Annotated in this window: 15 protein-coding genes; 11 read left to right on the top strand and 4 right to left on the bottom strand. The window is 56.7% G+C overall.

Going from position 1 to position 21,080, the window contains the following annotated elements; genetic code table 11:
- The first annotated feature begins 311 nt into the window (after window positions 1-311).
- Together M4951_RS15295 and odhB are read left to right on the top strand one after the other, a co-directional pair.
- Window positions 312-3,146: a 2-oxoglutarate dehydrogenase E1 component gene (locus M4951_RS15295; RefSeq protein WP_262022522.1), complete on the top strand. Its 2,835-nt coding sequence runs from the start codon at window positions 312-314 to the stop codon at window positions 3,144-3,146.
- Between the two features lie 57 nt (window positions 3,147-3,203).
- Complete coding sequence (gene odhB / locus M4951_RS15290; RefSeq protein ID WP_262022521.1) at window positions 3,204-4,436, top strand: 2-oxoglutarate dehydrogenase complex dihydrolipoyllysine-residue succinyltransferase; 1,233 nt, start codon at window positions 3,204-3,206, stop codon at window positions 4,434-4,436.
- Between the two features lie 701 nt (window positions 4,437-5,137).
- Here odhB and M4951_RS15285 read toward each other — a convergent pair.
- The 3 genes from M4951_RS15285 to M4951_RS15275 form a co-directional block, all read right to left on the bottom strand.
- Window positions 5,138-5,860, bottom strand: coding sequence for a hypothetical protein (locus M4951_RS15285; RefSeq protein ID WP_262022520.1), 723 nt, complete (start codon window positions 5,858-5,860; stop codon window positions 5,138-5,140).
- Between the two features lie 145 nt (window positions 5,861-6,005).
- The gene (locus M4951_RS15280) at window positions 6,006-6,974 is read right to left on the bottom strand and encodes a mannonate dehydratase (protein WP_262022519.1); all 969 of its coding nucleotides are present in this window, start codon (window positions 6,972-6,974) and stop codon (window positions 6,006-6,008) included.
- Between the two features lie 79 nt (window positions 6,975-7,053).
- A complete protein-coding gene (locus M4951_RS15275) occupies window positions 7,054-7,545 on the bottom strand; it encodes a hypothetical protein (protein ID WP_262022518.1) in 492 nt (163 codons plus the stop codon).
- Between the two features lie 328 nt (window positions 7,546-7,873).
- Between M4951_RS15275 and M4951_RS15270 the strand changes: the two genes are divergently transcribed.
- The 7 genes from M4951_RS15270 (at window position 7,874) to egtB (ending at window position 16,127) form a co-directional block, all read left to right on the top strand.
- Window positions 7,874-8,560: a GntR family transcriptional regulator gene (locus M4951_RS15270; protein ID WP_262022517.1), complete on the top strand. Its 687-nt coding sequence runs from the start codon at window positions 7,874-7,876 to the stop codon at window positions 8,558-8,560.
- 74 nt (window positions 8,561-8,634) lie between these two features.
- The gene (locus tag M4951_RS15265) at window positions 8,635-9,567 is read left to right on the top strand and encodes a DUF1559 domain-containing protein (protein ID WP_262022516.1); all 933 of its coding nucleotides are present in this window, start codon (window positions 8,635-8,637) and stop codon (window positions 9,565-9,567) included.
- Between the two features lie 52 nt (window positions 9,568-9,619).
- Entirely contained in the window at window positions 9,620-10,441 is an 822-nt protein-coding gene (locus M4951_RS15260; protein ID WP_262022515.1) for an SDR family NAD(P)-dependent oxidoreductase, read from the top strand.
- Between the two features lie 93 nt (window positions 10,442-10,534).
- On the top strand, window positions 10,535-11,656 hold the full coding sequence (locus tag M4951_RS15255; RefSeq protein ID WP_262022514.1) for a sialidase family protein: 1,122 nt from the start codon (window positions 10,535-10,537) through the stop codon (window positions 11,654-11,656).
- A gap of 126 nt (window positions 11,657-11,782) precedes the next feature.
- The gene (locus M4951_RS15250; RefSeq protein ID WP_262022513.1) at window positions 11,783-12,697 is read left to right on the top strand and encodes a dihydrodipicolinate synthase family protein; all 915 of its coding nucleotides are present in this window, start codon (window positions 11,783-11,785) and stop codon (window positions 12,695-12,697) included.
- A 78-nt stretch (window positions 12,698-12,775) separates the two neighbouring features.
- Complete coding sequence (locus tag M4951_RS15245; protein ID WP_262022512.1) at window positions 12,776-14,722, top strand: exo-alpha-sialidase; 1,947 nt, start codon at window positions 12,776-12,778, stop codon at window positions 14,720-14,722.
- A 130-nt stretch (window positions 14,723-14,852) separates the two neighbouring features.
- The gene (gene egtB / locus M4951_RS15240; RefSeq protein WP_262022511.1) at window positions 14,853-16,127 is read left to right on the top strand and encodes an ergothioneine biosynthesis protein EgtB; all 1,275 of its coding nucleotides are present in this window, start codon (window positions 14,853-14,855) and stop codon (window positions 16,125-16,127) included.
- 66 nt (window positions 16,128-16,193) lie between these two features.
- On the opposite strand, the gene egtD is transcribed toward egtB, so the two are convergent.
- Window positions 16,194-17,153 (bottom strand): L-histidine N(alpha)-methyltransferase, encoded by a 960-nt coding sequence (egtD, locus tag M4951_RS15235; protein ID WP_262022510.1) that lies wholly within the window; start codon window positions 17,151-17,153, stop codon window positions 16,194-16,196.
- A 504-nt stretch (window positions 17,154-17,657) separates the two neighbouring features.
- Between egtD and M4951_RS15230 the strand changes: the two genes are divergently transcribed.
- On the top strand, window positions 17,658-19,040 hold the full coding sequence (locus tag M4951_RS15230) for a Gfo/Idh/MocA family protein (protein WP_262022509.1): 1,383 nt from the start codon (window positions 17,658-17,660) through the stop codon (window positions 19,038-19,040).
- Window positions 19,041-19,257: 217 nt separating this feature from the next.
- Window positions 19,258-21,024, top strand: coding sequence for an ATP-binding protein (locus M4951_RS15225; RefSeq protein WP_262022508.1), 1,767 nt, complete (start codon window positions 19,258-19,260; stop codon window positions 21,022-21,024).
- The last annotated feature ends 56 nt before the right edge of the window (window positions 21,025-21,080 follow it).

Genomic DNA, 21,080 nt, shown 5'->3' with positions numbered 1-21,080 from the left:
AGACATGCACACTTGTTCACGGCGGTCGTAGCAATCTGGCTAATCGGCTTTGGGCGTTTCGGATTGGAAGGGTCCCCTGGACCAGGAATGCAAAACGAGATTGTCGTAGGGCTGCTGTTACTCATGTTCGCGCTAGTTCCGAATCACGCAGCACGTCCTCCCCGGTTTTGGTACTCCGATTCAGCGAACTCCTTTTCACCCAAAGACTGAATTACCGAAAACGACCGGCATACCTACGACACGACTTACCGTAAGACATCGTCGCGCACCTTCCTTCAAGGCTTAACCACTACACGGGAACAACCCGACCAATGCGCACTCCACTTTCGAAGCGTCTTGACATTGATGTTCAAAACATGGCCTACGCAGCGGAGCTGCTAGACGCCTACCGGGAGGATCCCAACAGCGTTCCGGATGACTGGCGCGAATGGTTTGGGAAATTGCCGCAGGCCAACGGCGACGCGGAAGCGCTGACCAACTTGGCCCCGCAGATCACCACCTCCAGCATGTTCAACCCGACCGGCGCTCCGGTCGCGGTCAACGGCGACCACGCCGCGATCAAAGGGGGAGCGGCCGTCGGCGCTGATGCGCTGCTGCAATTCTGCGTCGACCGCATGATCACTGCGTTCCGGGCTTACGGTCATTTGCACTCACGGCTCGACCCGCTGGGGCTGACGACCACGCCGGCGCCTCCGCTGTCGCCGGATCAGTTTAATATCAAAGAGAGCGACCTGGATCGCTCGGTCTACGTCGATCGAGACGGCGAGACCATCCTGACGACGGTGCGTGAGTTGTTCGAGCGGATGCAGCGCGTCTATTGCGGCGACGTTGGTATTCAGCTGCAGCACATCGACGACCATGTCGTCCGGCGTTGGCTGATCGAAGAAGTGGAAGGGGACGATCGCGACTCGTCGCTTGACCGCGACACGCAGCGCAGAATCTTGCAGCGTCTGACCGAAGCGATGGTGTTTGAAGAATTCGTTCGCAAAAAATACCTCGGCGCCAAGACCTTCTCGCTCGAGGGTTCCGAGACCTTGATTCCGCTGCTCGACCTGGCGATCCATGGTTTCGCCGAACAGGGGATCAGCGAACTGGTGTTGGCGATGCCGCACCGTGGTCGTCTCAGCGTGTTGGCCAATGTGATCCGTCAGCCTCCGCGTGAGATCTTCTCGCAATTTGAAGATTCCGATCCCCAACGCCACATCGGCGGCGGCGACGTGAAGTATCACATGGGCGCCAGCGGCGACTATGTGGCCGCTTCGGGCAAAAAGGTTCACGTCTCGCTCTGCTTTAACCCGAGCCACTTGGAGTACGTCGATCCGGTCGCTTTGGGACGCATGCGCGCCAAGCAAGATCGCCGCGGCGACGCCGAACGCCAAATGGGCGCCGTCGTGTTGATCCACGGCGATGCGGCATTCGCCGGCGAAGGGGTCGTTCAGGAAACGTTGAACTTGAGTCAACTGCATGGCTATCGCACCGGCGGAACGCTGCATGTGATTGTCAACAATCAGCTGGGCTTTACGACGCAGCCGCACGACTCGCGCTCGACGATCTATGCGACTGACGTCGCTCGCATGTTGCAGTCGCCGATTTTCCACGTCAACGGCGAAAACCCGGCGGCGGTGTCGCAAGTGGTTTCGCTGGCGCTGGAATTCCGACGTACGCATCAGCGTGACGTGGTGATCGACATGTATTGCTTCCGCCGCTTCGGACACAACGAAACGGACGAACCGAGCTTCACGCAGCCGCTGCTCTACCAAGCGATCGAGCATCATCGCTCGATCCGCGATCGCTTCCTCGACAACCTGGTCGAACTGGGGCAGTTTGAAGTTCAAGAAGCGGATGAGATGCTCACCCAGCATCACGAATTCTTGCAGACCGAATATGAAATCGGCAAAGAGCTGGCCCAAGCTGATCGTCATCCGCAAAATGTTTGGCAAGGTTACTTTGGCGGGCCGCAGCCGGAAGTCGGTGAAGACGATCCGGATACCGGCATGCCGGTCGAAAAGCTGTCGAAGATGTTGGTCAAGCTGACCGAAATCCCCAAAGGGTTCCATCTGCATCGGAAGCTGACTCGCCAAATGGAAGCGCGTCGCGCCATGGGAGACGGCAAGCGTCCGCTCGACTGGGCTTCGGCCGAAGCGCTCGCGTTCGCCAGCTTGTCGATGGCCGGGCGCCGCGTCCGCTTGTCAGGGCAAGACGCTCAACGCGGTACGTTCAGTCAGCGGCATGGCGTGTTGCATGACGTCGTCACCGGCAAGACGCACAACATCTTCTCGAAGTTGTCAGGCGATCAAGCGCCGGTGGAACTGCTCAACAGCCCGCTCAGCGAAGTTGGCGTTCTTGGTTTTGACTATGGCTATAGCTTGGACTTCCCCGAAGCGCTAGTCGCTTGGGAAGCTCAGTTTGGCGACTTTGGCAACTGCGCCCAGGTGATCGTCGACGAGTTTATCTCTAGCGCCGAAGACAAATGGAACCGTCTCAGCGGTATCGTGATGCTGCTGCCGCACGGTTACGAAGGGCAGGGGCCAGAGCACTCCAGCGGCCGTTTGGAACGTTTCCTGGCGATCGGCGCCGAGGACAACATCCAGGTCGCTTACCCATCGACTCCGGCTCAATACTTCCACTTGCTTCGTCGCCAGACGTTGCGATTGTGGCGCAAGCCGCTGGTCATCTTTACGCCGAAGAGCCTGTTGCGTCATCCTTCCGCCGTTTCGTCATTGACCGATTTGGCCGAGGGAGAATTCAAGCCGATTTTGCCGGACGAAACATGCGATCCGGCCAAAGTGCGCCGCGTGTTGCTGTGCACCGGCAAGCTCTATTACGAGTTGGACTCTTACCGCAACGAGCATCAGCTCGACGACGTGGCGATCTTACGGATCGAGATGCTGCATCCGCTTCGCGCCGGCAAGTTTACCGACGCGCTGAAAGAGTACGCCAGCGATTGCCCGGTGACTTGGGTTCAGGAAGAGCCGCTCAACATGGGCGCTTGGCCGCATTGGGCGACTCGATTTACCGGCCATCGCATCGATGACCATGAGTTGACGGTAGTAGGACGACCACGTTCGGCAAGTCCTGCGACCGGTTCAAAAAGCGCTCACCTTTGGGAACAGGCGGATCTGCTCGAGCGTGCTTTCGCCGACTAACCGCGTGAAATAATCACCTTCCACACCTACTAGCCAATTAGATAACTAAACAAACCAATGAGCATTGAACTCAAAGTGCCCGAAGCGGGAGAGTCGATCCAAGAGGTTCAAATCGGCCGCTGGATGAAGAAAGAAGGGGACGAAGTCAGTGAAGACGAGTTCCTAGTGGAGCTCGAAACCGACAAGGCTTCGATGGAAATGCCTGCTCCCGCCAAAGGGGTCTTGCGCGAGATCTTCAAGCGTGAAGGAGATTTGGTCACCGTCGGTGAAGTGATCGGCATCCTGGACGATGGCGCTGCGGCTCCGGCCGCCGCGCCAGCCGCGAAGCCCGCCGCCGCCGAAGTCGAAAAAACGGCGCCGAGCCCCGCTCCGGCTGCGAGTTCGGGCCGCGGCAAAGCTTCGCGACCGACGATCATCAACTCGTCGTCGACGCCGGCCAAGTCGTCCGCCAGCAGCAACGGCGAAGCCGAAACCAAGCACGCGCCCGCCCCGGCTAAGGCCGAAGAGCCGAAGAAGCCGGCTCCTGCGCCCGCTCCGGTGAAGAGCCAAGAGCTCGCGCCGCGAGCCGAAACGAGTTTGGCGCCGCAAGTAGGCGAAAAGATCGTGCCGATGCCGCTGATCCGCCGCCGCATCGCCGAGACGCTGAAAAGCGCTCAGCAAAACGCCGCGCTGCTCACCACGTTCAATCAAGTCGACATGACCAACGTGATGGCGCTGCGCAAAAAATATGGCCAATGGTTCCTCGATCAATGGGGCGTCAAGCTGGGCTTCATGTCGTTCTTCATCAAAGCGACGATCGACGCGCTGAAGCAACAGCCGGCCCTGAACGCCGAGATCCGTGACGGCGACAAAATCGTCTATCGCGACTACTACCACGTCGGCGTCGCGATCGGCAGCAAAAAAGGGCTGGTCGTGCCGGTCTTGCGGAACGCCGAGCGGATGCGTTTTGCCGAGATCGAACTGGCGATCGCCGACTTCGCCGTCCGGGCGAACGAAAACCGCTTGAGCGCCGCCGAACTTTCCGGCGGTACGTTCACGATCACCAACGGCGGCGTCTATGGGTCGCTGATGTCGACCCCGATCGTCAATCCGCCCCAAAGCGGCGTGCTCGGCATGCACTCGATCGAGGAACGCCCTGTCGCTCGCGACGGTCAGGTGGTGATTCGCCCGATGATGTACTTGGCGCTGACTTACGATCACTGCATGGTCGACGGCCGCGAAGCGGTCCTCACCCTGAAGCGCATCTGCGACGCGATCGAAGAACCGGCTCGGATGTTGTTGGAAGCGTAGTAACGCCAACAGCGACTCCCTTGAAATTTGTACGGCAGCAGCGCTCAAGCATTGCTGCCGTTTTTCCTTTCTTGCGTGCCACGGCTCGGTGAGCCGTGTTGTCTGATATCCCCCCGCGACGGCCTCATTTCAGGACCGGACTGTTTGGTCAAAATGTCGAATGACGAAGGCCGAATGTCTAATGAAGGAGATCAGCAGTATCGATTTTCGTTCTTCAATAGACATTCGGCCTTAGAAATTAGTTGTTCTGGACTATCTCAGGTTGGACTGAGGCCGGACAAAGGTTGGACCGGACTGCCGAAATTTTTGTCATTACATCTCCCAGCTTGCCTGTGCGTTAGTTTGGGGACATCTTCGCTGCGGCAGGCACGGCCTGCCCTACGGCTTAACTAGTTGGACCGGACCGCTGCGATTTTTTTCGCTGTCTCTGTCCAGATCCCTGGTAGATCAGCGATGGAAAGCAGCATCGCGCAGCAAAGCGTCCTCGAATCGGCCTTCTTGGTCGCCGAGCGATTGCGGTCTGCCGGTTCGGGATTTCCTTGTTAGTGGATCTCTGGTCCGTGCGTTATGTCAAGCGACAAAATGGGCCCCGGCGTCCATGCATGGGGATGTAGCACGTGTTGCGAGAAGCTTGGGAAAAAAATTACCCATTACGTTCGCCCCACGTGAATCTACGCTGCGTCCCGGCGCCGCTTAGAAAACTAGTCGTTATCATCCAATTCAATGCTGTGGCAAATGGCGCGAACGTGATCGAGGTTCAACTCGCCCTGCTTGCTCGCGAATTGCAGCAGTCCGTCATAGGGCTTCAAATTGGATTGCCAATCGAAGCTGGCGGTGTTGTTCTCGGTGACCAACAGACCATCCAGGTCGTTCGTGAAAAATCCTTCGACCTTTTGGCCTGGCTGATCGCAGCGAATGTTCATGCAGTAGAAGTGCCACAGCACTTCTTTGTTGGTCATTGACCAGCGGAAATCGTCGACGTTCTTTTGGAAGATCTCGAAGCGAAGGCTCGGCCAGGTGAATTCACGTTGGGTTGGCGAAAATTCCGTTGCTTTTTGCAAATACGCTTGATCGCCGGCCGTGATTGGCAGGCGAGGGAAAATGAAAACCCGGAGTTCTTCATTCTCAAAAAGGAGGGCCTCGATGTCTTCCAGGGGGATTTGCGTCATATCGCTGGGAAGGGCCAAGTTCAGGCCGGCTGCTTTGGTTTTGCGCCACTGGGTGGGAATTGTGGCTAAAGGCATCAGGCGTGTCGGCGATTCGAAGGCGTCCCGCAGTTCCAGTTGGTGCTCCATCACTTTCCAGGCCAAATGAGAGCGATATCGCAGAAGCAGCAGCAAGATCGGAACCAACGCGATGACGGCAATGAGAAGGAATCGCTTGGCGGCGACTTTCTTGTTAGCGGCGTTTGAAGCTTGTTCCATCTCTATTTTTCCGAGAGTGAGCTTGTCACATGTTGCTTCTGGCCTTCTCCTGAGTCTCTTCTGGTCCTCCGTTTCGAGCAAGCCTGTGGAGGCTGGAAAAAAGAAAAATCGCCGCTCCGTTTGAATTCGTACGCCCCCCAGGCTTTTATCGGCGCTGCAAGCCATATTCGGCGCTTTGAATCAGCGCTCGGATATAGCCAAAGGCGAAGAACCGCGCCAGCATGGTGTAGCCGGGATCCCCCTCTTCTTCGCCGGTCAATTGCGGAACGTGATCGGGGCGAATTGGGCCTTGAAAGCCGATGTCGTGATAGGCGTGCATCGCGGCGACCATATCGGTCGGACCGTTGTCATGAAACGCTTCGGTAAAGTCATCCGCCGTTCCGTGCGAATCGCGGAAGTGAACGTAGCGAATGCGATCTCCCAGCTTGCGGATCGTGCCGGGGATATCGACCCCCATCACGGCGAACGTTCCTTGGCAGAAGCAGATGCCGTTGCTGGGGCTGGAAGAAAGCTCGAGCAATCGCTCGAAGTCATTCACGCAGTTCATGATCCGCGCATGCTCGCCAAACGTGGCCAGCGGAGGATCGTCGGGGTGCATCGCCAGAGCGACGCCTGACTTTTCGGCCACCGGCAGCAGTTCGGCTAAGAAGGCCCGCAGGTTCTCCCAAAGTTGCTCCCTTGTGACGGCAGCGCCGGCATGCGTGCTGGAGACGGCATGCAAGGAAGCGGCCTGGTCGGTGTCAGCCAGGCGAAACGAAGTCGTCCAGGCGCCGCCGCGCTCACGAACTTGGCGTCCCGTTCTTACCCAGTCGGAAGCCGGCATAAAGTTGTAGCAGCAGACGCCGATTTGCGCTGCTCCCAGATTCTCGAGAAGTTGCTTCATCTGAGCCAGGTCGTCGTCACGGTTCGCCGTTCCCAGGATGGCGTTCTGGATCGGCAGCTCTCCTTCGATGGCGGCGATCTTCAGGCCAAAGCGGCTTAGACGCGCTTGGATCGCCAATAGGTCCTTTTGGCGCGGGCCTGGGTAACGGATCGCAACGTTCGTCACGCCCAGCTGCGCTACGCGGGCCAGGTTTTCGTCCGAGAGCGGAGTGACGACGGACGTTAATTGCATGCTTGGGCTTTCGTAGAACGGGATTGTCGCGTCCGGTAGAGATTCAACGCAGCGACCGCCGGTCGCAGGCAGTTGCGGATTAGCAGAGGTGCGATAGTCTGACCGCCGGGCTATGGGAGGCTGGGGCTGCGGCGGCGGATTTTTGGGTCAAATCAAAGTCGAGCGTCTGCTTTCCTTCTCCTTGTTGAACGTCGACCTGCAATTTTGACTCCGTGCTGTATTGCTTCGGGATGACGATGGAGTTTCGCGTCGTCCCCAGGCTGTCGAGTTCTTCCATGCTGACCGGCGCTGCAGCGGAGGTGACGACGATTTCTACCTTGGCGTTGCCCAGCATGACCCCACCGCGATGCGTTACCTCGTAATCGCCGTTGCGAATCAATGCGGCGGAAACGGGGCCTTTGCTCATGGGGACAAAGCGAATCTCTCCCGCTGGGATCGGTTTGCCTTGATAGGTGACATGACCGGCGACAATCCGTCGCTCGAGTCCTGCTTCTTGCGTACATCCGCCCGAGGAGAATGCTCCCAAGACAACGAGCAATACCAGGCCGAACAGAGGAAATTGCTTGAGCATACAGAACGTCCCAGAAGAAGAGTGAAGATCAGGCGCCCATGAGAAAATGAAAATCCCAATTTAAGACGCTTTTAAGGTTAGCACATTCTGATGCACAAAATCAAGCAGATAATGTACTCATTTCTGGGTGGTCACCAAGCCGCCCAGGCGGCTTGGGTTTCGTTGGGGATCAATGAAGTTCGCTGATTGTCCTTGATTTTAGGTGATTTCTAGGGACTTCTTCGCATCGTCGGTCGTTTGTGTCAGAAATTATTGAAACCGATTGGAATTTTTGCGTGAGTTCAAAAAAGGCTTGTTTTTGTACTCATAGCGTAGTAGAGTGATAAACATGATTACTGAAAAGCGACTCGACCAACCTGTTTTGATGAACGCGAGCGGAAAGTGCTATTCCGCGCTGCGCAAGATGCTGGTGTGTGGCCAGATCCCTGTGGGGAGTCGTCTGGCCGAAGTGGAGTGGTCGCAGCGGCTAGGCGCCCAAAGAGCCGCTTTGCGCGAAGCGATGGCCCTGCTGGCGCATGACGGACTATTAACGCGGCGGACGACAGGCGGCTTTTTTGTGCCGACGCTCGAAGAGATTCGGTATGAGGAATTGATCGACGCGCGGATCGTCCTGGAACTCGGCGCGATCGACATCTCCTTTGCTCCCGGCGCAGCGCGAAAAGACTTAGCCCCGCTGCATAAGATCTGTGACACGATGGAAGACTTGCATCACTCTGGATTGACCATGGGGTTTTGCGAGTCGGACTTCCTCTTTCATCAGAAGTTGCTGGAACTCTCGGAAAACGAGATTCTGGTCAAAATGTTCTCTCATTCGGCGCAGCATATTTATTTTTTAGCGCCGGTTCCGGACGACGTCCGAGTGCAGAAAGAGATCGGCGTGATTCAAGAGCACCGCCAGATCCTGGCTGATCTGCACGACGGCAATATTCAAGCCGCTTCCGATCTGCTGCGACGGCACATCGCTCGTACGAAGGATCTCTTGCGAAGTGCGATCGGCGGCGATCCGCACGACTAAAGAAAGCTATCAGGAATTTTAAACCTCCAATTCTACCTTTTCTCATTTCATTTCTTATTCCAGGGGATCGCGCGATGTTTTGTAGAAACAGCTCGAAATCTCGACGCAACGGTTTTACGTTAGTCGAGCTATTGGTCGTCATCGCCATCATCGGCGTGCTGATTGCACTGTTGCTGCCGGCCGTTCAGCAGGCGCGCGAGGCCGCGCGGCGATTGTCTTGTTCGGCGAATTTTAAGCAGGTTGGACTCGCGTTGCATAACTATCATGACACGCATCTGACGTTTCCCTTGGGAAGCGGAATCAGCGGTGGTTGCAGCGGTTTTACGGGTACGCACTTCTTCTCCTGGGGCGTTCACACGTTGCCATTTCTCGAGCAAAACGCGCGCTACGATGCGGTGAACTTTAATGTTGCGGCGCCAATTCAAACGCAAGCGAATTATGAGCCGGAGATCGCATTGGGGCCGGTTCCGGTCTACTTGTGCGCCTCGAATCCGCAGTCTGACACCATGGTGAATCCGGCCTTTTCTGCGGGGGTAGAGTCAGTTCCCCGCTCGGATATGGCCGGCGTGGCCGATTCACGCGACTGGCGCTGCAATTCTTCGGGAACCGTGGGTTTGCGTCCCCGTTCTGATGGTAATGGAATCTTTTACGCGTTGTCGAAAACCAATTTTCGCGACATCATCGACGGTACTTCCAATACTTTGTTCGTCGGCGAAGTCACAGGCGATCCGAATCAAGCGACCAGCAGCAGTACAACGACGTATAACGCGAACACCTACGCCGTTTACAACACCTTGGATACGTCCACCGGGATCAACGGCCCGTTCACGGTTCCCGGCGGCGGAACCTTCGAATGGCGCCCTCAAGGGTTCTCGAGCTTCCATCCCGGCGGCGCTCATTTCGCCCTGGCGGACGGCTCGGTTCGGTTCTTTCCGGAAACAATCGATCAAACGCTGCTATCGGGGCTCACCACGCGCAACGGCGGCGAAGTGTTAGAGCAGTTCTAAGACTTTCGGCCGACGCGTACCGATCGCATCCATAGACGGAAAAGAGATCTGAATGACTGACGCGCCGACCGTACTGATTACCGGAGCCGCAGGCGGAATTGGCGCGGCGACCTCGCTCGAGTTCGCCGCGCGTGGTTACGACTGCTATCTGTTAGATATCGACGCTACGGCGTTGGCGGACACGGTCAGAGCGATTGAAAAACTAGGCCGATCGGTCGCAACCGCGATTGGCGACCTCGGTGATTTAGACTTCGCCCAACAGGCGGTGCGCGATTGTCTGGAAAAGTTTGGGCGAATGGACGTCCTAGTGAACAACGCGGCCTGGCGCGACGTGACGACCATGAAATCGATTTCCCGCGAATCGTGGGAGAAAACGATCCGCGTTTGTTTGACCGCGCCGGCGTTTCTCGCCCAAGCGGCCGCTCCCTTTATGGAAGCGCGCCGGCAAGGAGTGATCGTCAACGTTTCCAGCATTCAATCGAAGTTCGCGGCCGGCGTCAGTCCCGCTTACATCGCCGCCAAGGGAGGTCTGGATGCGCTGACCTACGAGTTGGCGACGCTGTATGGACCTTCTGGCGTGCGCGTGCTGGCAGTCAACTTGGGCGCGATCGACACCCGTTTAAACGATCAATACGTTGCAGCCGACGGCGATTCGCTTGCAGCGGAACTTCGTCAGGCGGTGGAGCAGATGATCCCGCTTCAGCGTTACGGAACGCCGGCGGAGATTGCTCGCAGCATCGTCACGTTGGCGGGACCCGACTCGGCCTACATCACGGGAACCTGTATTGAAATTGATGGAGGTTGGTTTCATCAATGCTCCCCCTATTCGTTCAAGCGTCGCCAATTTCCAGAAGACTACCCGACGCATGTTTAGCCGCAGCGTCGTCCTGCCAAATGGATAGCTGGCGTTGCTCGCCAGTCCCGCTCGAAACAGCTTTGAGACCTCAACCCGCCAGAGAGCTTTGTCATGAAACCGTTGCTGATAATCATCGTTGCGATCGGACTTGTAGCTTGGAATTTCGGTCTTCCTGCTGCGATCCAAGCGACGGAAACGATCGAGAGCGTCCACCTGGTCGTCAAACCGAATAAGCCTCGCGGGTATCGCGGCATCAATGGAGACATGATCCAGCGGAAAGATGGCTCGCTCCTGTTTTGCTATACGGAATACGGCCCCGAGGGAGGCATCGTCGCGAAGAGTTCAACCGATCAAGGACGAACCTGGACCGAGGCGAAGATCTTGGTCCCGCAGCCGGTGGCGCCCGACCCCGGCCGGTTCAACCATCCGAGTTTGCTGCGACTAACCAACGGCGATCTGCTGTTGTCCTATAACTACACGACTCACCCGACCAAGCCCTATTATGCGGGAACTCTCTATCGACGCAGCACCGACGATGGTGCGACTTGGGGCGAGCAATTTCCGCTGACGCCTTATTCCGGCTACACGCTGATTCACAACGATAAGTTGCTCATGCTGGAAGATGGCCGGATTATCGCCGTCGCCGCCAACAAAAAATATCTTCCCAGCTCGCAAGATCACAACGGGTATGTCGGCCTTACATTTTACTCGGACGATCAGGGGTATAGCTGGTATCCCAGCAAAAACGTGGTCGACCTATACGCGTCGGCGAAAATCGAAGTTCAAGAACCGGATGCGGTCGAACTGCGCGACGGCCGACTGATGATGTTTGCCCGAACCTACAGCGGGCATCCCGTCAAAGCCTTCTCGAGCGATCGCGGCGAAACCTGGTCGAAAGGCGAAATGATCCCGGCGTTAAAAATGCCGTACGCCGGTCTGCCGACGGTGCGGCGGATTCCTTCGACCGGAGACTTGCTGTTCGTCTGGATCAGCGAACGCTCTGCGCTGAAATCGAATCCTAAGCTGGTGGTCCGCTCGGCGCTGACGACCGCGATCTCCCAGGATGAAGGTGAGACATTCATTCATCAGCGGAACATCGTGCAAGATTCAGAAAACGATTTTGGCTATCAATGCGTTGAATTTTTGGAGGACGGCACGGCCTTGATCGCTTACCACGCCAACGACGGCGTCCACTTGGCGCGGATCGACGTCGACTGGTTCTACGGCAAATGACCGAGGCTTACTGCAAGTTGTTATCCGTTCGCTGCGTCGCGAACGACATGCCCAGTCGAATGCGACGGCTTTGAGTCAACGCATACCATTTTAAGTTCCCGATTACTTTTCATTGCCAGGGTTCGCATGCAAGCTACGAAGTTCATCACCGCGCTCTGTACCCCGCTCAACGAAGAGGACGCGATTGACGTCGCTGGCCTCGAAACGCATATCGAGGATCAACTAGAGAACGGCATCGACAGCCTATTAGTCGCCGGAACCATGGGGTTCATGCAAATGCTGTCGATGGAAGCGTATCTGCAATTGGTTGCCCAGAGCGTTCGCATCAGCGGATCGCGAGCCGAATTGTTGGTGGGAGTGGGCGACACCGGTACGTCGACCACTTTGGCTCGAATTCGTGCGGTTGAGAATCTGCCGATCGACGGGCTTGTCATCATCAGCCCCTACTTCTTGAAGTTTACCCAAGCCGAGTTGGTCGATTATTTCACCGACTTGGCGGACGCCAGCAAAAAGCCGCTCTTCCTATACGATCTTCCGCGCCTGACCGGGACGAAATTGGAGATTAGTACGGTGCTAACGTTGAGCGAACACCCGAATATTCATGGAATCAAATGTTCGGATCACTTCGCCCAGAGTCGCCCGTTGCTGGAGCAGCAATCGGATCAATTTCGGGTAATCATCGCGCAGCCGACGATGCTGGACGTGTTGTTAAAAGCAGGCGTCCGCGAGCATTTGGACGGGGTCTTCGGGTTTGCGCCTCACTGGATTCGCGACCTGCAAACCGCACTCGGCAACGAAGACTGGTTTGCCGTCACGCAAATTCAAAATCAATTCAACGAGTTGCTGGCGGCGATGCAATCGATCGATGCGTCGATCTTTTCCACGACCTCCGAGTTGCTCAATCTGCGCGGCATTCCGGGCCGAATGGCTCCCAAGCCGCTCCGGTTGCTTTCGCCGCCCCAGCAAGAACGGTTTCGCAGCTTGCCGATCGTGCAACAGGCGATCTCTCGAGCAGCGCTGGCTTGCGACGTTCCTCAATAATCCAATCGTCCTCTCGATGGCGAAGTTAATATGGCGACGCTGTTGGCTCAACCACCATCTCTTTCATTTGGCGTACCGATGAAGAATTTAAGATTTCTCTGGAGCAACACGTTCCGCAGCGCTCCGTTCGTTTGCGCCGCAATGTTATTCGCTACTTCGGCGCTCCTGGCAGACGAACCGTCGGCGGTGGAAAATCCAGAGCAACGTAGTTTGGAGATTCTACAACGCGGTCTTCAGTCTTCGAGTTTCGCCAACTTGTTGAACGCCGCCGAAGGTTTGACTGCTGCTGGTAAGCAAAAAGAAGTGATCGCCGCTTTGTCGCCGAAATTGAAGCAGACAAAAGGGAGCGATCGCAAGTGTGAGTTGGCTCGAGAATTAGTGCGTGCCGGCGAGCGTTCGTATCTCGCCATTCTCGTGCAAGCGTTGCAAGACGACGTCGCATTGGAGACCCAGGCTGTCGCCTGTGACGCGCTCTTTCAGATCGATGAAATCGGCGAGGGACGCATCTTAAGAAAACGCTACGATCAGTTGCAAAACGTCAACGCCCAAACGATCCTGGCAGCCGCTGCATTAGCGCAATGGGGCAATCCTCAGGCGGCGGCAAAACTGCGCGAAGTCGTCAAGCAAGCGGAATGGCCAGATGCCCGACTTGCCGCGGGGGCGCTTGCGCGTCTGGGAGAGACGGACGACGTGGCGCTGTTGAAGATGCGCCAGCAAGACGCTCGTACGGTCCGTGATCGGTTGGCGTTTGACGCCGCTCTTGCGCTGTTGGGCGACGAGACGGCGCGTAGTGCGTTACCCAACTTTCTGCAAGACTCCGATCCGCTGGTGCGCAGTGACGCGATCAAGTTTATCGGCGAAGCCGGAATTGCAACCGCTCGGCCTGAATTGATTCGCTTGCTTGCCGACCCCGACGAAGGGACGGCGATTCTCACAGCTCAGGCGATTTTGAAACTAGCGCACCGCAACGACGCCGCGGCAAGCGACCAGACGGCGAACTTTGCCCGTAATGTTTTTCCGGCGACTCCCGAATTTCCGCGTTATAGCGAAGGTTCGGTCATCGGCCTCAACGATGACGTATTGTTATATGCGGTGACCGAATTTCGCAAATCTTCAGATCATGCTGATGCGCAGATCGTCGCACGGCGATCGAACGACGGCGGTTTGACTTGGGGCGAGAAGCAGGTGCTGCAACCGAACACGGGGAGCCTCAACGTGATGTCCGTGACGCTCCGCCATCTTGCGCCGCCGACAGAACGGCATCGCCCGATCGGCATGTTCTATCTCAACAAAAATTCGTACAGCGACATCCGGGTGATGTTACGCATCTCAGATGACGACTGTCGTACGTTCGGTGATCCGATCCGCGTTTCTCCGCATTTAGGCTATCACATCCTCAATAACGATCGTGTCACGCGTCTGTCGACGGGGCGTTTAATCGTTCCCTTGGCGTCGACCGAAGACGTACAGCGAGTCAATCATTTCGTTTGCCAATGCTGTCTCTCGGATGATGGGGGAGAAACCTGGCGGCTAGGCCAGGAAAGCGTCGACTATCCCAAGCGCGGCGCGATGGAGCCGGAAGTGGTGGAAATCGACGGTAATCGGGTGATGATGATTTTTCGCAATCAGCTAGGGCACATCGCGCAATCGATCTCGCTAGATGGCGGCGAAACTTGGAGCGAGCCGCAATCGCTCGGAGTGCCAGGCCCGGAAGCGCCGGCGACGATTCGGCGAATTCCCTCGACCGGCGATCTGTTGCTGATCTGGAATGATAACCTGGAAAAAGGGCATCATCACGGCGGAGCACGCAATCCGCTGACGCTGGCGATTAGTTCTGACGAAGGGAAGACCTGGCGATTGCGCCGCAATGTGGAAGCGGAGAAAGGTTACGGGTACGCCTATACCAGCGTCTTGTTCTGGAAGGGCCGCTTGCTGATGACTTATTACGTCGGCGGAGGAGGCAAGGTTTCTTCTCGATTTCGCTCGATTCCCATTCGCGATCTCTATTTGGAGCCGGAAAGCTAATTGCGAATTCCCCTGGGCTTCTCTCTTTGTCCGCCAAGTCGGCGATGTCTGTTCGTTTTGGTACGGAATATGCCTTAAATTGGCGGGTAAAATCTCTTTCGTACAACGAAACAGCTTGGAGCCAGCCGCGATGAGTACCGACGTCGACACCCGTCTTGAATCCTTGATGCGACAATTTCGCGAAGTACGCCAGCGTTCGGAGCGAATTGTTGCGCCGCTGGAAGTCGAAGATTATGTGGTGCAGTCGATGGAGGACGCCAGCCCGATCAAGTGGCATTTGGCGCACACAACTTGGTTTTTTGAGACGTTCGTGCTGCAGCCGTCGATCGCTGGCTACGTCTCGCCCTGGCCGCAGTTTGAGTATCTGTTTAATTCCTACTACAACACGGTAGGGCGTCCCTTTCCCCGTTCGCAACGCGGATTGTTGTCGCGGCCGACGGTCGATGAGGTGCTGCAGTACCGCCGGTATGTCGAGGAGCGTATCGACGAGTTGGCGACATCGATCGAAGCGAAACTGTTGGCGGTGATCGAACTGGGCGTGCATCACGAGCAACAGCATCAAGAGCTGATGCTGACCGACTTGAAGCATGCGTTTTCCTGCAATCCGCTTTGCCCGGCGTATGTGGATCAAGCCGCGATCCGTGATACGGCTACGGCCGAACTGCGGTGGATTGCGTATGAAGGAGGAATCTGCTCAATCGGCTACGACGGAAACCAATTTTGTTACGACAATGAGCAACCGGCGCACCAGACCTTACTAGAGCCGTATGTGCTCGCTTCGCGTTTGGTCACTTGCGGCGAGTATCTCAAGTTTATCGCCGACGGCGGCTATCAAGATCCGCAGTGGTGGTTGTCGGACGGCTGGAACTTTTTGCAAAGCCAACAAGTGGTCGCGCCCCTCTACTGGCGATCAGAGGGGGAGCAATGGCTGCTATTGACGCTCGGTGGTTTGTCGCCGATTTCTCCGGCGCAGCCGGTGCATCACGTCAGCTATTACGAAGCGGATGCGTTTGCTCGTTGGTCAGGCAATCGCCTACCGACCGAACAAGAGTGGGAAGCGGCGGCTCAATCAGAGCTGGCGTCGCAAGACTCGATCCATGGCGTTTTTCTGGAAAGCGAAGAGTTTCGCCCCTTGCCGGCATCGCTGGATGATACAGATCCGATGCAGCAGTTGTTTGGCGACGTTTGGCAATGGACGGCAAGTCCCTATACCGCGTACCCGCGATATCGCGCATCGGCAGGCGCTTTGGGAGAGTACAACGGCAAATTCATGTGCAACCAGTTTGTCTTGCGCGGCGGATCGTGCGTGACGCCGCAGTCGCACATCCGCGCGACCTATCGCAACTTTTTTGGTCCGAACAAACGTTGGCAGTTCAGCGGGATACGCCTGGCGAAATCGATTTAATCGTCCATGCGTATTTCGCACAGGCGCCAGATCGCCGGAGCGCCTGCGAGAAAAACGCATGCGGCGCTAACGCCCGAGGACGCGTAGCAACATCACCGCAAAGTATTCGCGGTCATCGGTCCAAGATGCTTCGATCGTGAAACCGGCCGCGGCGGCTAAGTCGGTAAACTGGGCAATCGAGTATTTGTGAGAGTACTCGGTCAAGATTCGTTCGCCGGCGGAGAACTGAAATTCATGTTCTCCCACCGAGACAGTTTGCTCGACCAGGCTCTCCAGGTAGAGTTCCATTCGACTCGCCTCGGCATTGAAGATCGCCATATGACGGAACTGGGAAAGATCAAAGTTTCCCTCCAGCTCTTGATTGATGCGACGAAGTAGATTTAGGTTGAACGCGGCGGTTATCTGCTGGGGATCGTCATACGCATTCAGGAGCACTTCTTCCGGCTTCGCTAGATCAACGCCGATCAGCAGTTCTCCGCCTGGGCCGCAGGTCGTCGCGATTGCTTGCATTAATTTGACAGCTTCGTCAGGCTCAAAATTGCCGATGGTTGAACCTGGAAAATACGCGGCGACACCGTCTTGCGGAAGATGCTCAGGCAAGGAGATTGGCTGCGTAAAATCGGCCGATTGCGGCGCGATGTCCAAATGCGGGTAAGCGCGTTTTAAAGCTATCGCCGTTTGATAGAGATGCTCTCCGCTAATATCAACCGGCGCGTAGACAGCAAGACGATCCATCTGGTCGAGCAGCAACCGCGTTTTCACACTGCTGCCGCTGCCGAGTTCGACCAATGTCTCCGTCTGCGAAAGTTCCGCCGCCATTTCGGCAGCGAAGCTTTGCATGATCTGCATTTCGGTCCGCGTGACATAATACGCGTCGAGCTCGCAGATCTGATCAAACAGCTGAGAGCCGCGTTGATCGTAAAAGTATTTGCACGGGAGCGATTTGGAGGCGGCGGAGAGGCCGGCCGCAACATCTTGAAAAAAACGTTCTGTAGCGACTTCCTGTGGGGGGGCGATCATATCCATGATGGGCGAAAATCCTGGGGGTGCGCAAAGATTTTCCCAACCCTAATGCACATCGTATGCCGATCCTCGCGGCAGAAATTCGGCAAAACCACGCCCGATCGAACGAAGTTCAACCGCTGGAAGCAATCAGAATTGGATTTCGGTTTTGATGCCTGCCGCAAAAAAGTGTTACGAAACGATCGCCAGATCTTCAAGCGGCGGCGCTGCGTCCGGTGAACGAAGTCGACAATTCGCTGAGTGCGGAAGATCCTGCCCCCAAAAAGCCCCCTTTTGCGTGTTCAGGGGGATGCGCTCTTGGGATTGCGCGAGATCGTCCGCTTGAAGCGATTTCGTGGGACTTTCCGCTGACGCGAAAAGTAGATTAGGGAAGGGACTTCTGCGTAATATCTGATTGATTGGGGGCAGAAACTAGTTTAGGCTGTGAGTTTGCTAACTTCCCCTCTCCTGCCTGATGTTTCTCACCTCTTGCACCTAAATCTCTACGATCCGGAGGATACGCACCTCATGTCTGAAGAGTCCAACCTACAACCTGCCGCCGAACCAACCAGCGACGCTTCGAAGTCGTCGCGGCGCAACTTTATCAAAACCGGCTCGTCTTTGTTGATTGCCGGCGGCGCAATGTCTGGCTCGCTAAGCATGGCCCGTGCGGCGCATGTCTTCGGCAGTGATGTCATAAAAATCGGTCTGGTCGGCTGCGGCGGACGCGGCACCGGCGCTGCGACGCAAGCGATGAACACCGAAGGCCCGACCAAGTTGGTCGCGATGGGCGATGCGTTCGGCGATCGTCTGCAATCGTGTCTGCGCGGCGTCACCTCGCGACATGCGGACAAAGTCGACGTTCCGCAAGAGCGTCAATTCGTCGGCTTCGACGCCTACAAGAAGGTGTTGGAACAAGACATTGATCTGGTGATTCTGGCGACTCCTCCCGGTTTCCGCCCGCTTCACTTTGAATCGGCCGTGAACGCCGGTAAGCACATCTTCATGGAGAAGCCGGTTGCGACCGACGCTCCCGGCATCCGTCGCGTGTTGGCCGCCAACGAAATCGCCAAAGAAAAGAACCTGGCAGTCGCCGTTGGTTTGCAACGTCACCATGAGCCCCGTTATGTCGAGACGATCAAACGTCTGCATGACGGCGCGATCGGCGACATTGTTTTCGCGCGGGCTTATTGGAATAGCAACGGCGTTTGGATGAACACCCGCGACGCCAAGCAGACCGAGCTCGAATACCAGATGCGCAACTGGTACTACTTCAACTGGCTCTGCGGCGATCATATCGTCGAACAGCACATCCATAACCTCGACGTGATCAACTGGTTGATGCAGGGCTATCCGACCATGGCCGAAGGGATGGGAGGACGTGAAGTTCGCGTTGGCAAAGACAGCGGTCAGATCTTCGATCACCATATGATTGAATTCACCTATGGTGAAGGGACGAAGATGATGAGCTGCTGTCGCCATATTCCGAAGACGTGGAGCAGCGTTTCGGAACATGCCCACGGCACCAAGGGGTACTGCGATATCAGCGGCGCCAAGATCTTCAAGCCCAACGGCGAAGTCGCTTGGGAGTTTGGCAACGGCGGCGGCAACGGTCACCAGGAAGAACATCACGACCTGTTCGCGCAGCTGCGTCGCGGCGAGATCCCGAACGAAGCCGAATATGGCGCGATGAGCACGATGACTGCGATCTTCGGCCGCATGGCGACCTACTCAGGCCGCAACCTCAGTTGGGACGAAGCGTTCAACTCGCAAGATACGTTGGCCGACTTCGACAAAATTACTTCGATGGATACCGAAGCGCCGGTTCAGCCGAACGCCGAAGGGAAGCCGACCCGCGTCGACGGTTCGCCGTACCCGACGCCGATTCCAGGCAAAACGGTCAAAGTCTAAGTCGGATCGCGACAACGGAAAAATGCAAACAGGGGGGGGCGTTCTTCGGGACGCGCCCCTTTTTTACGTTCGTAACCGCAAGAAGTTCCCGTGAAGAGGCTTCTCATTTTCACGAGATCCGACTAGGTTACGAGATTACGCCCAATTTGTTGGGATACGGTTACCCCGTTTTCGCCGCGTCCCCACTTCCCTCAGTCGCACGAAGGCCTTTTCAGGAATGCTGCAATCTCGAATCGGCTGGGCCCTCTTCTTTTGGCTTGGGCTGATTATTTTCCTGTTTACGACCGGTGCGATCGCGCTCTTTTTTCTTGACGGCATGGAGCGAGCCCGACTGCGTCAACTTGACTCGCTGCAGACCTCGGCGCGATTCTTTCGTCGTGAGTTGGAAGCGGTCGGTTTGTCGTTTGACCCGCAAGCGTTGAACGCGTTGGTCCACTCGCAAGCCAAAGAGTCCGAGCTTTACGTCACCGTCGCCGATTTAGATGGCAAAGTGCTGATCGATACGCGGCAAGAGGCGGCGCGGATGGCGAACGTTCTGCGCTTGCCTGAATTCAGAGCGGCGGCCGAAACGGGAATCGGCGAAGCGGCCAGCGATCCGCAACTACCGGGGCGCCCGTTTTATTTCATCGTGTTGCCGATCGAAGATCAAGGGAAGCTCGTCGGCTATGTCCGCGTCGGGCAGGATGTTGAGGCCGGCGGCCTGAATGCTTCCTATCGCCTGGCCATTGGATCGATGGCGCTGGGGATCGTTATTTTGACCGGCGCTTATTTCATTGCACGTCGATTTGAAGAGCGGATCGTCGCTCCGGTTCAACAATTGACTCGCGCCTGCGCCGGCGTCGCGAACGGGGACTATACCGGACATGTCTGGGCGGCGGCGGAAGATGAACTGGGAGAGACCGCGCGACAGTTTTCGCAAATGCAAGCCGCGATCGATCTGCGCGTCGATCAACTGACCGGCGAATCGAACCGTTTGAAAACCGTTCTCGGCAGCATGGTGGAAGGGGTCATCGCCGTCGACGCCCAGCAGCGCGTGCTGTTGGCCAACGGCGCCGTCCGAAAGTTGTTGGCGATTCGAGCGGACGACGCGGTGGGACGCCCGTTGTTAGAGCTGACGCGCAATCGGTCGTTGGATGAGTCGTTTCGTGCGGCGATCGCTAGTGACGAACCGTATCGCAATGAGTTTGAAGTTTCGACCACGCCGCGACGTACGCTTAGTCTGCAGGCGAATCGCTTGCCTGGCGATCCTTGTCCCGGCGTCGTGATGGTGTTGCATGACGTCACCGAATTGCGGCGGTTAGAAAATATGCGGCGCGAGTTCGTGTCGAGCGTTTCCCACGAACTGAAAACGCCGCTGGCGGCCGTTCGCGCTTATACCGAAACGCTGCAGCTAGGCGCGATCGAAGATATCGAGAACCGTGGTTACTTTCTGTCGCAGATCATGGATTCGGCCGATCGACTGCACGAACTGATTCAAGACATGCTCCATCTGGCTCGGATCGAATCGCGGGAAGAAGCGTTCGATATTACCGAAGTGCCGATCGCTGACGTGATTGAGAATGTGCTGCAAGTGCAGCGCGATGTCGCTACGGCGCGTCAGATTGCGCTCCGAATTCATCCACCTGAGGAGGAGATTTCCGTCTTGGGGGATGAAGAAGGGGTTCGCACGATCTTAGGCAATCTGATCGACAATGCGATGAAGTACACGCCGGAGGGGGGGGCGGTTGATGTCGCTTGGGGGTTGGAAGGGTCGCACGTAGCGATCACCGTCAAGGATACCGGGATCGGCATCCCGCAAGCGGCGCTGGAGCGGATTTTCGAGCGTTTCTTTCGAGTCGACAAGGCTCGTTCGCGCGAAATGGGGGGAACCGGTCTAGGGCTTTCGATCGTTAAACATACCGCCCAGGCGATGAACGGCGGCGTGACCGTCGAAAGCCAGGTAGGGGAAGGAAGCAAATTTACGGTGCGGCTTCCCCGGGGATGATTTTTACAAATTAACGAAGTCGCTCACCTGGTGTTAACATGAAGTTAACAATTGGC

Origin of the sequence: Blastopirellula sp. J2-11 (genome assembly GCF_024584705.1) — a bacterium.
Lineage (GTDB): Bacteria > Planctomycetota > Planctomycetia > Pirellulales > Pirellulaceae > Blastopirellula.
The sequence above is the reverse complement of the archived record's forward strand: the minus strand, read 5'-3'. Positions and strand labels throughout refer to the sequence as shown.

Bases quoted from the DNA above. Each gene is read 5' to 3' on its own strand.
- M4951_RS15295 (WP_262022522.1), top strand. From the start codon at position 312: ATGCGCACTCCACTTTCGAAGCGTCTTGACATTGATGTTCAAAACATG.
- odhB (WP_262022521.1), top strand. From the start codon at position 3,204: ATGAGCATTGAACTCAAAGTGCCCGAAGCGGGAGAGTCGATCCAAGAG.
- M4951_RS15285 (WP_262022520.1), bottom strand. From the start codon at position 5,860: ATGGAACAAGCTTCAAACGCCGCTAACAAGAAAGTCGCCGCCAAGCGA.
- M4951_RS15280 (WP_262022519.1), bottom strand. From the start codon at position 6,974: ATGCAATTAACGTCCGTCGTCACTCCGCTCTCGGACGAAAACCTGGCC.
- M4951_RS15275 (WP_262022518.1), bottom strand. From the start codon at position 7,545: ATGCTCAAGCAATTTCCTCTGTTCGGCCTGGTATTGCTCGTTGTCTTG.
- M4951_RS15270 (WP_262022517.1), top strand. From the start codon at position 7,874: ATGATTACTGAAAAGCGACTCGACCAACCTGTTTTGATGAACGCGAGC.
- M4951_RS15265 (WP_262022516.1), top strand. From the start codon at position 8,635: ATGTTTTGTAGAAACAGCTCGAAATCTCGACGCAACGGTTTTACGTTA.
- M4951_RS15260 (WP_262022515.1), top strand. From the start codon at position 9,620: ATGACTGACGCGCCGACCGTACTGATTACCGGAGCCGCAGGCGGAATT.
- M4951_RS15255 (WP_262022514.1), top strand. From the start codon at position 10,535: ATGAAACCGTTGCTGATAATCATCGTTGCGATCGGACTTGTAGCTTGG.
- M4951_RS15250 (WP_262022513.1), top strand. From the start codon at position 11,783: ATGCAAGCTACGAAGTTCATCACCGCGCTCTGTACCCCGCTCAACGAA.
- M4951_RS15245 (WP_262022512.1), top strand. From the start codon at position 12,776: ATGAAGAATTTAAGATTTCTCTGGAGCAACACGTTCCGCAGCGCTCCG.
- egtB (WP_262022511.1), top strand. From the start codon at position 14,853: ATGAGTACCGACGTCGACACCCGTCTTGAATCCTTGATGCGACAATTT.
- egtD (WP_262022510.1), bottom strand. From the start codon at position 17,153: ATGGATATGATCGCCCCCCCACAGGAAGTCGCTACAGAACGTTTTTTT.
- M4951_RS15230 (WP_262022509.1), top strand. From the start codon at position 17,658: ATGTCTGAAGAGTCCAACCTACAACCTGCCGCCGAACCAACCAGCGAC.
- M4951_RS15225 (WP_262022508.1), top strand. From the start codon at position 19,258: ATGCTGCAATCTCGAATCGGCTGGGCCCTCTTCTTTTGGCTTGGGCTG.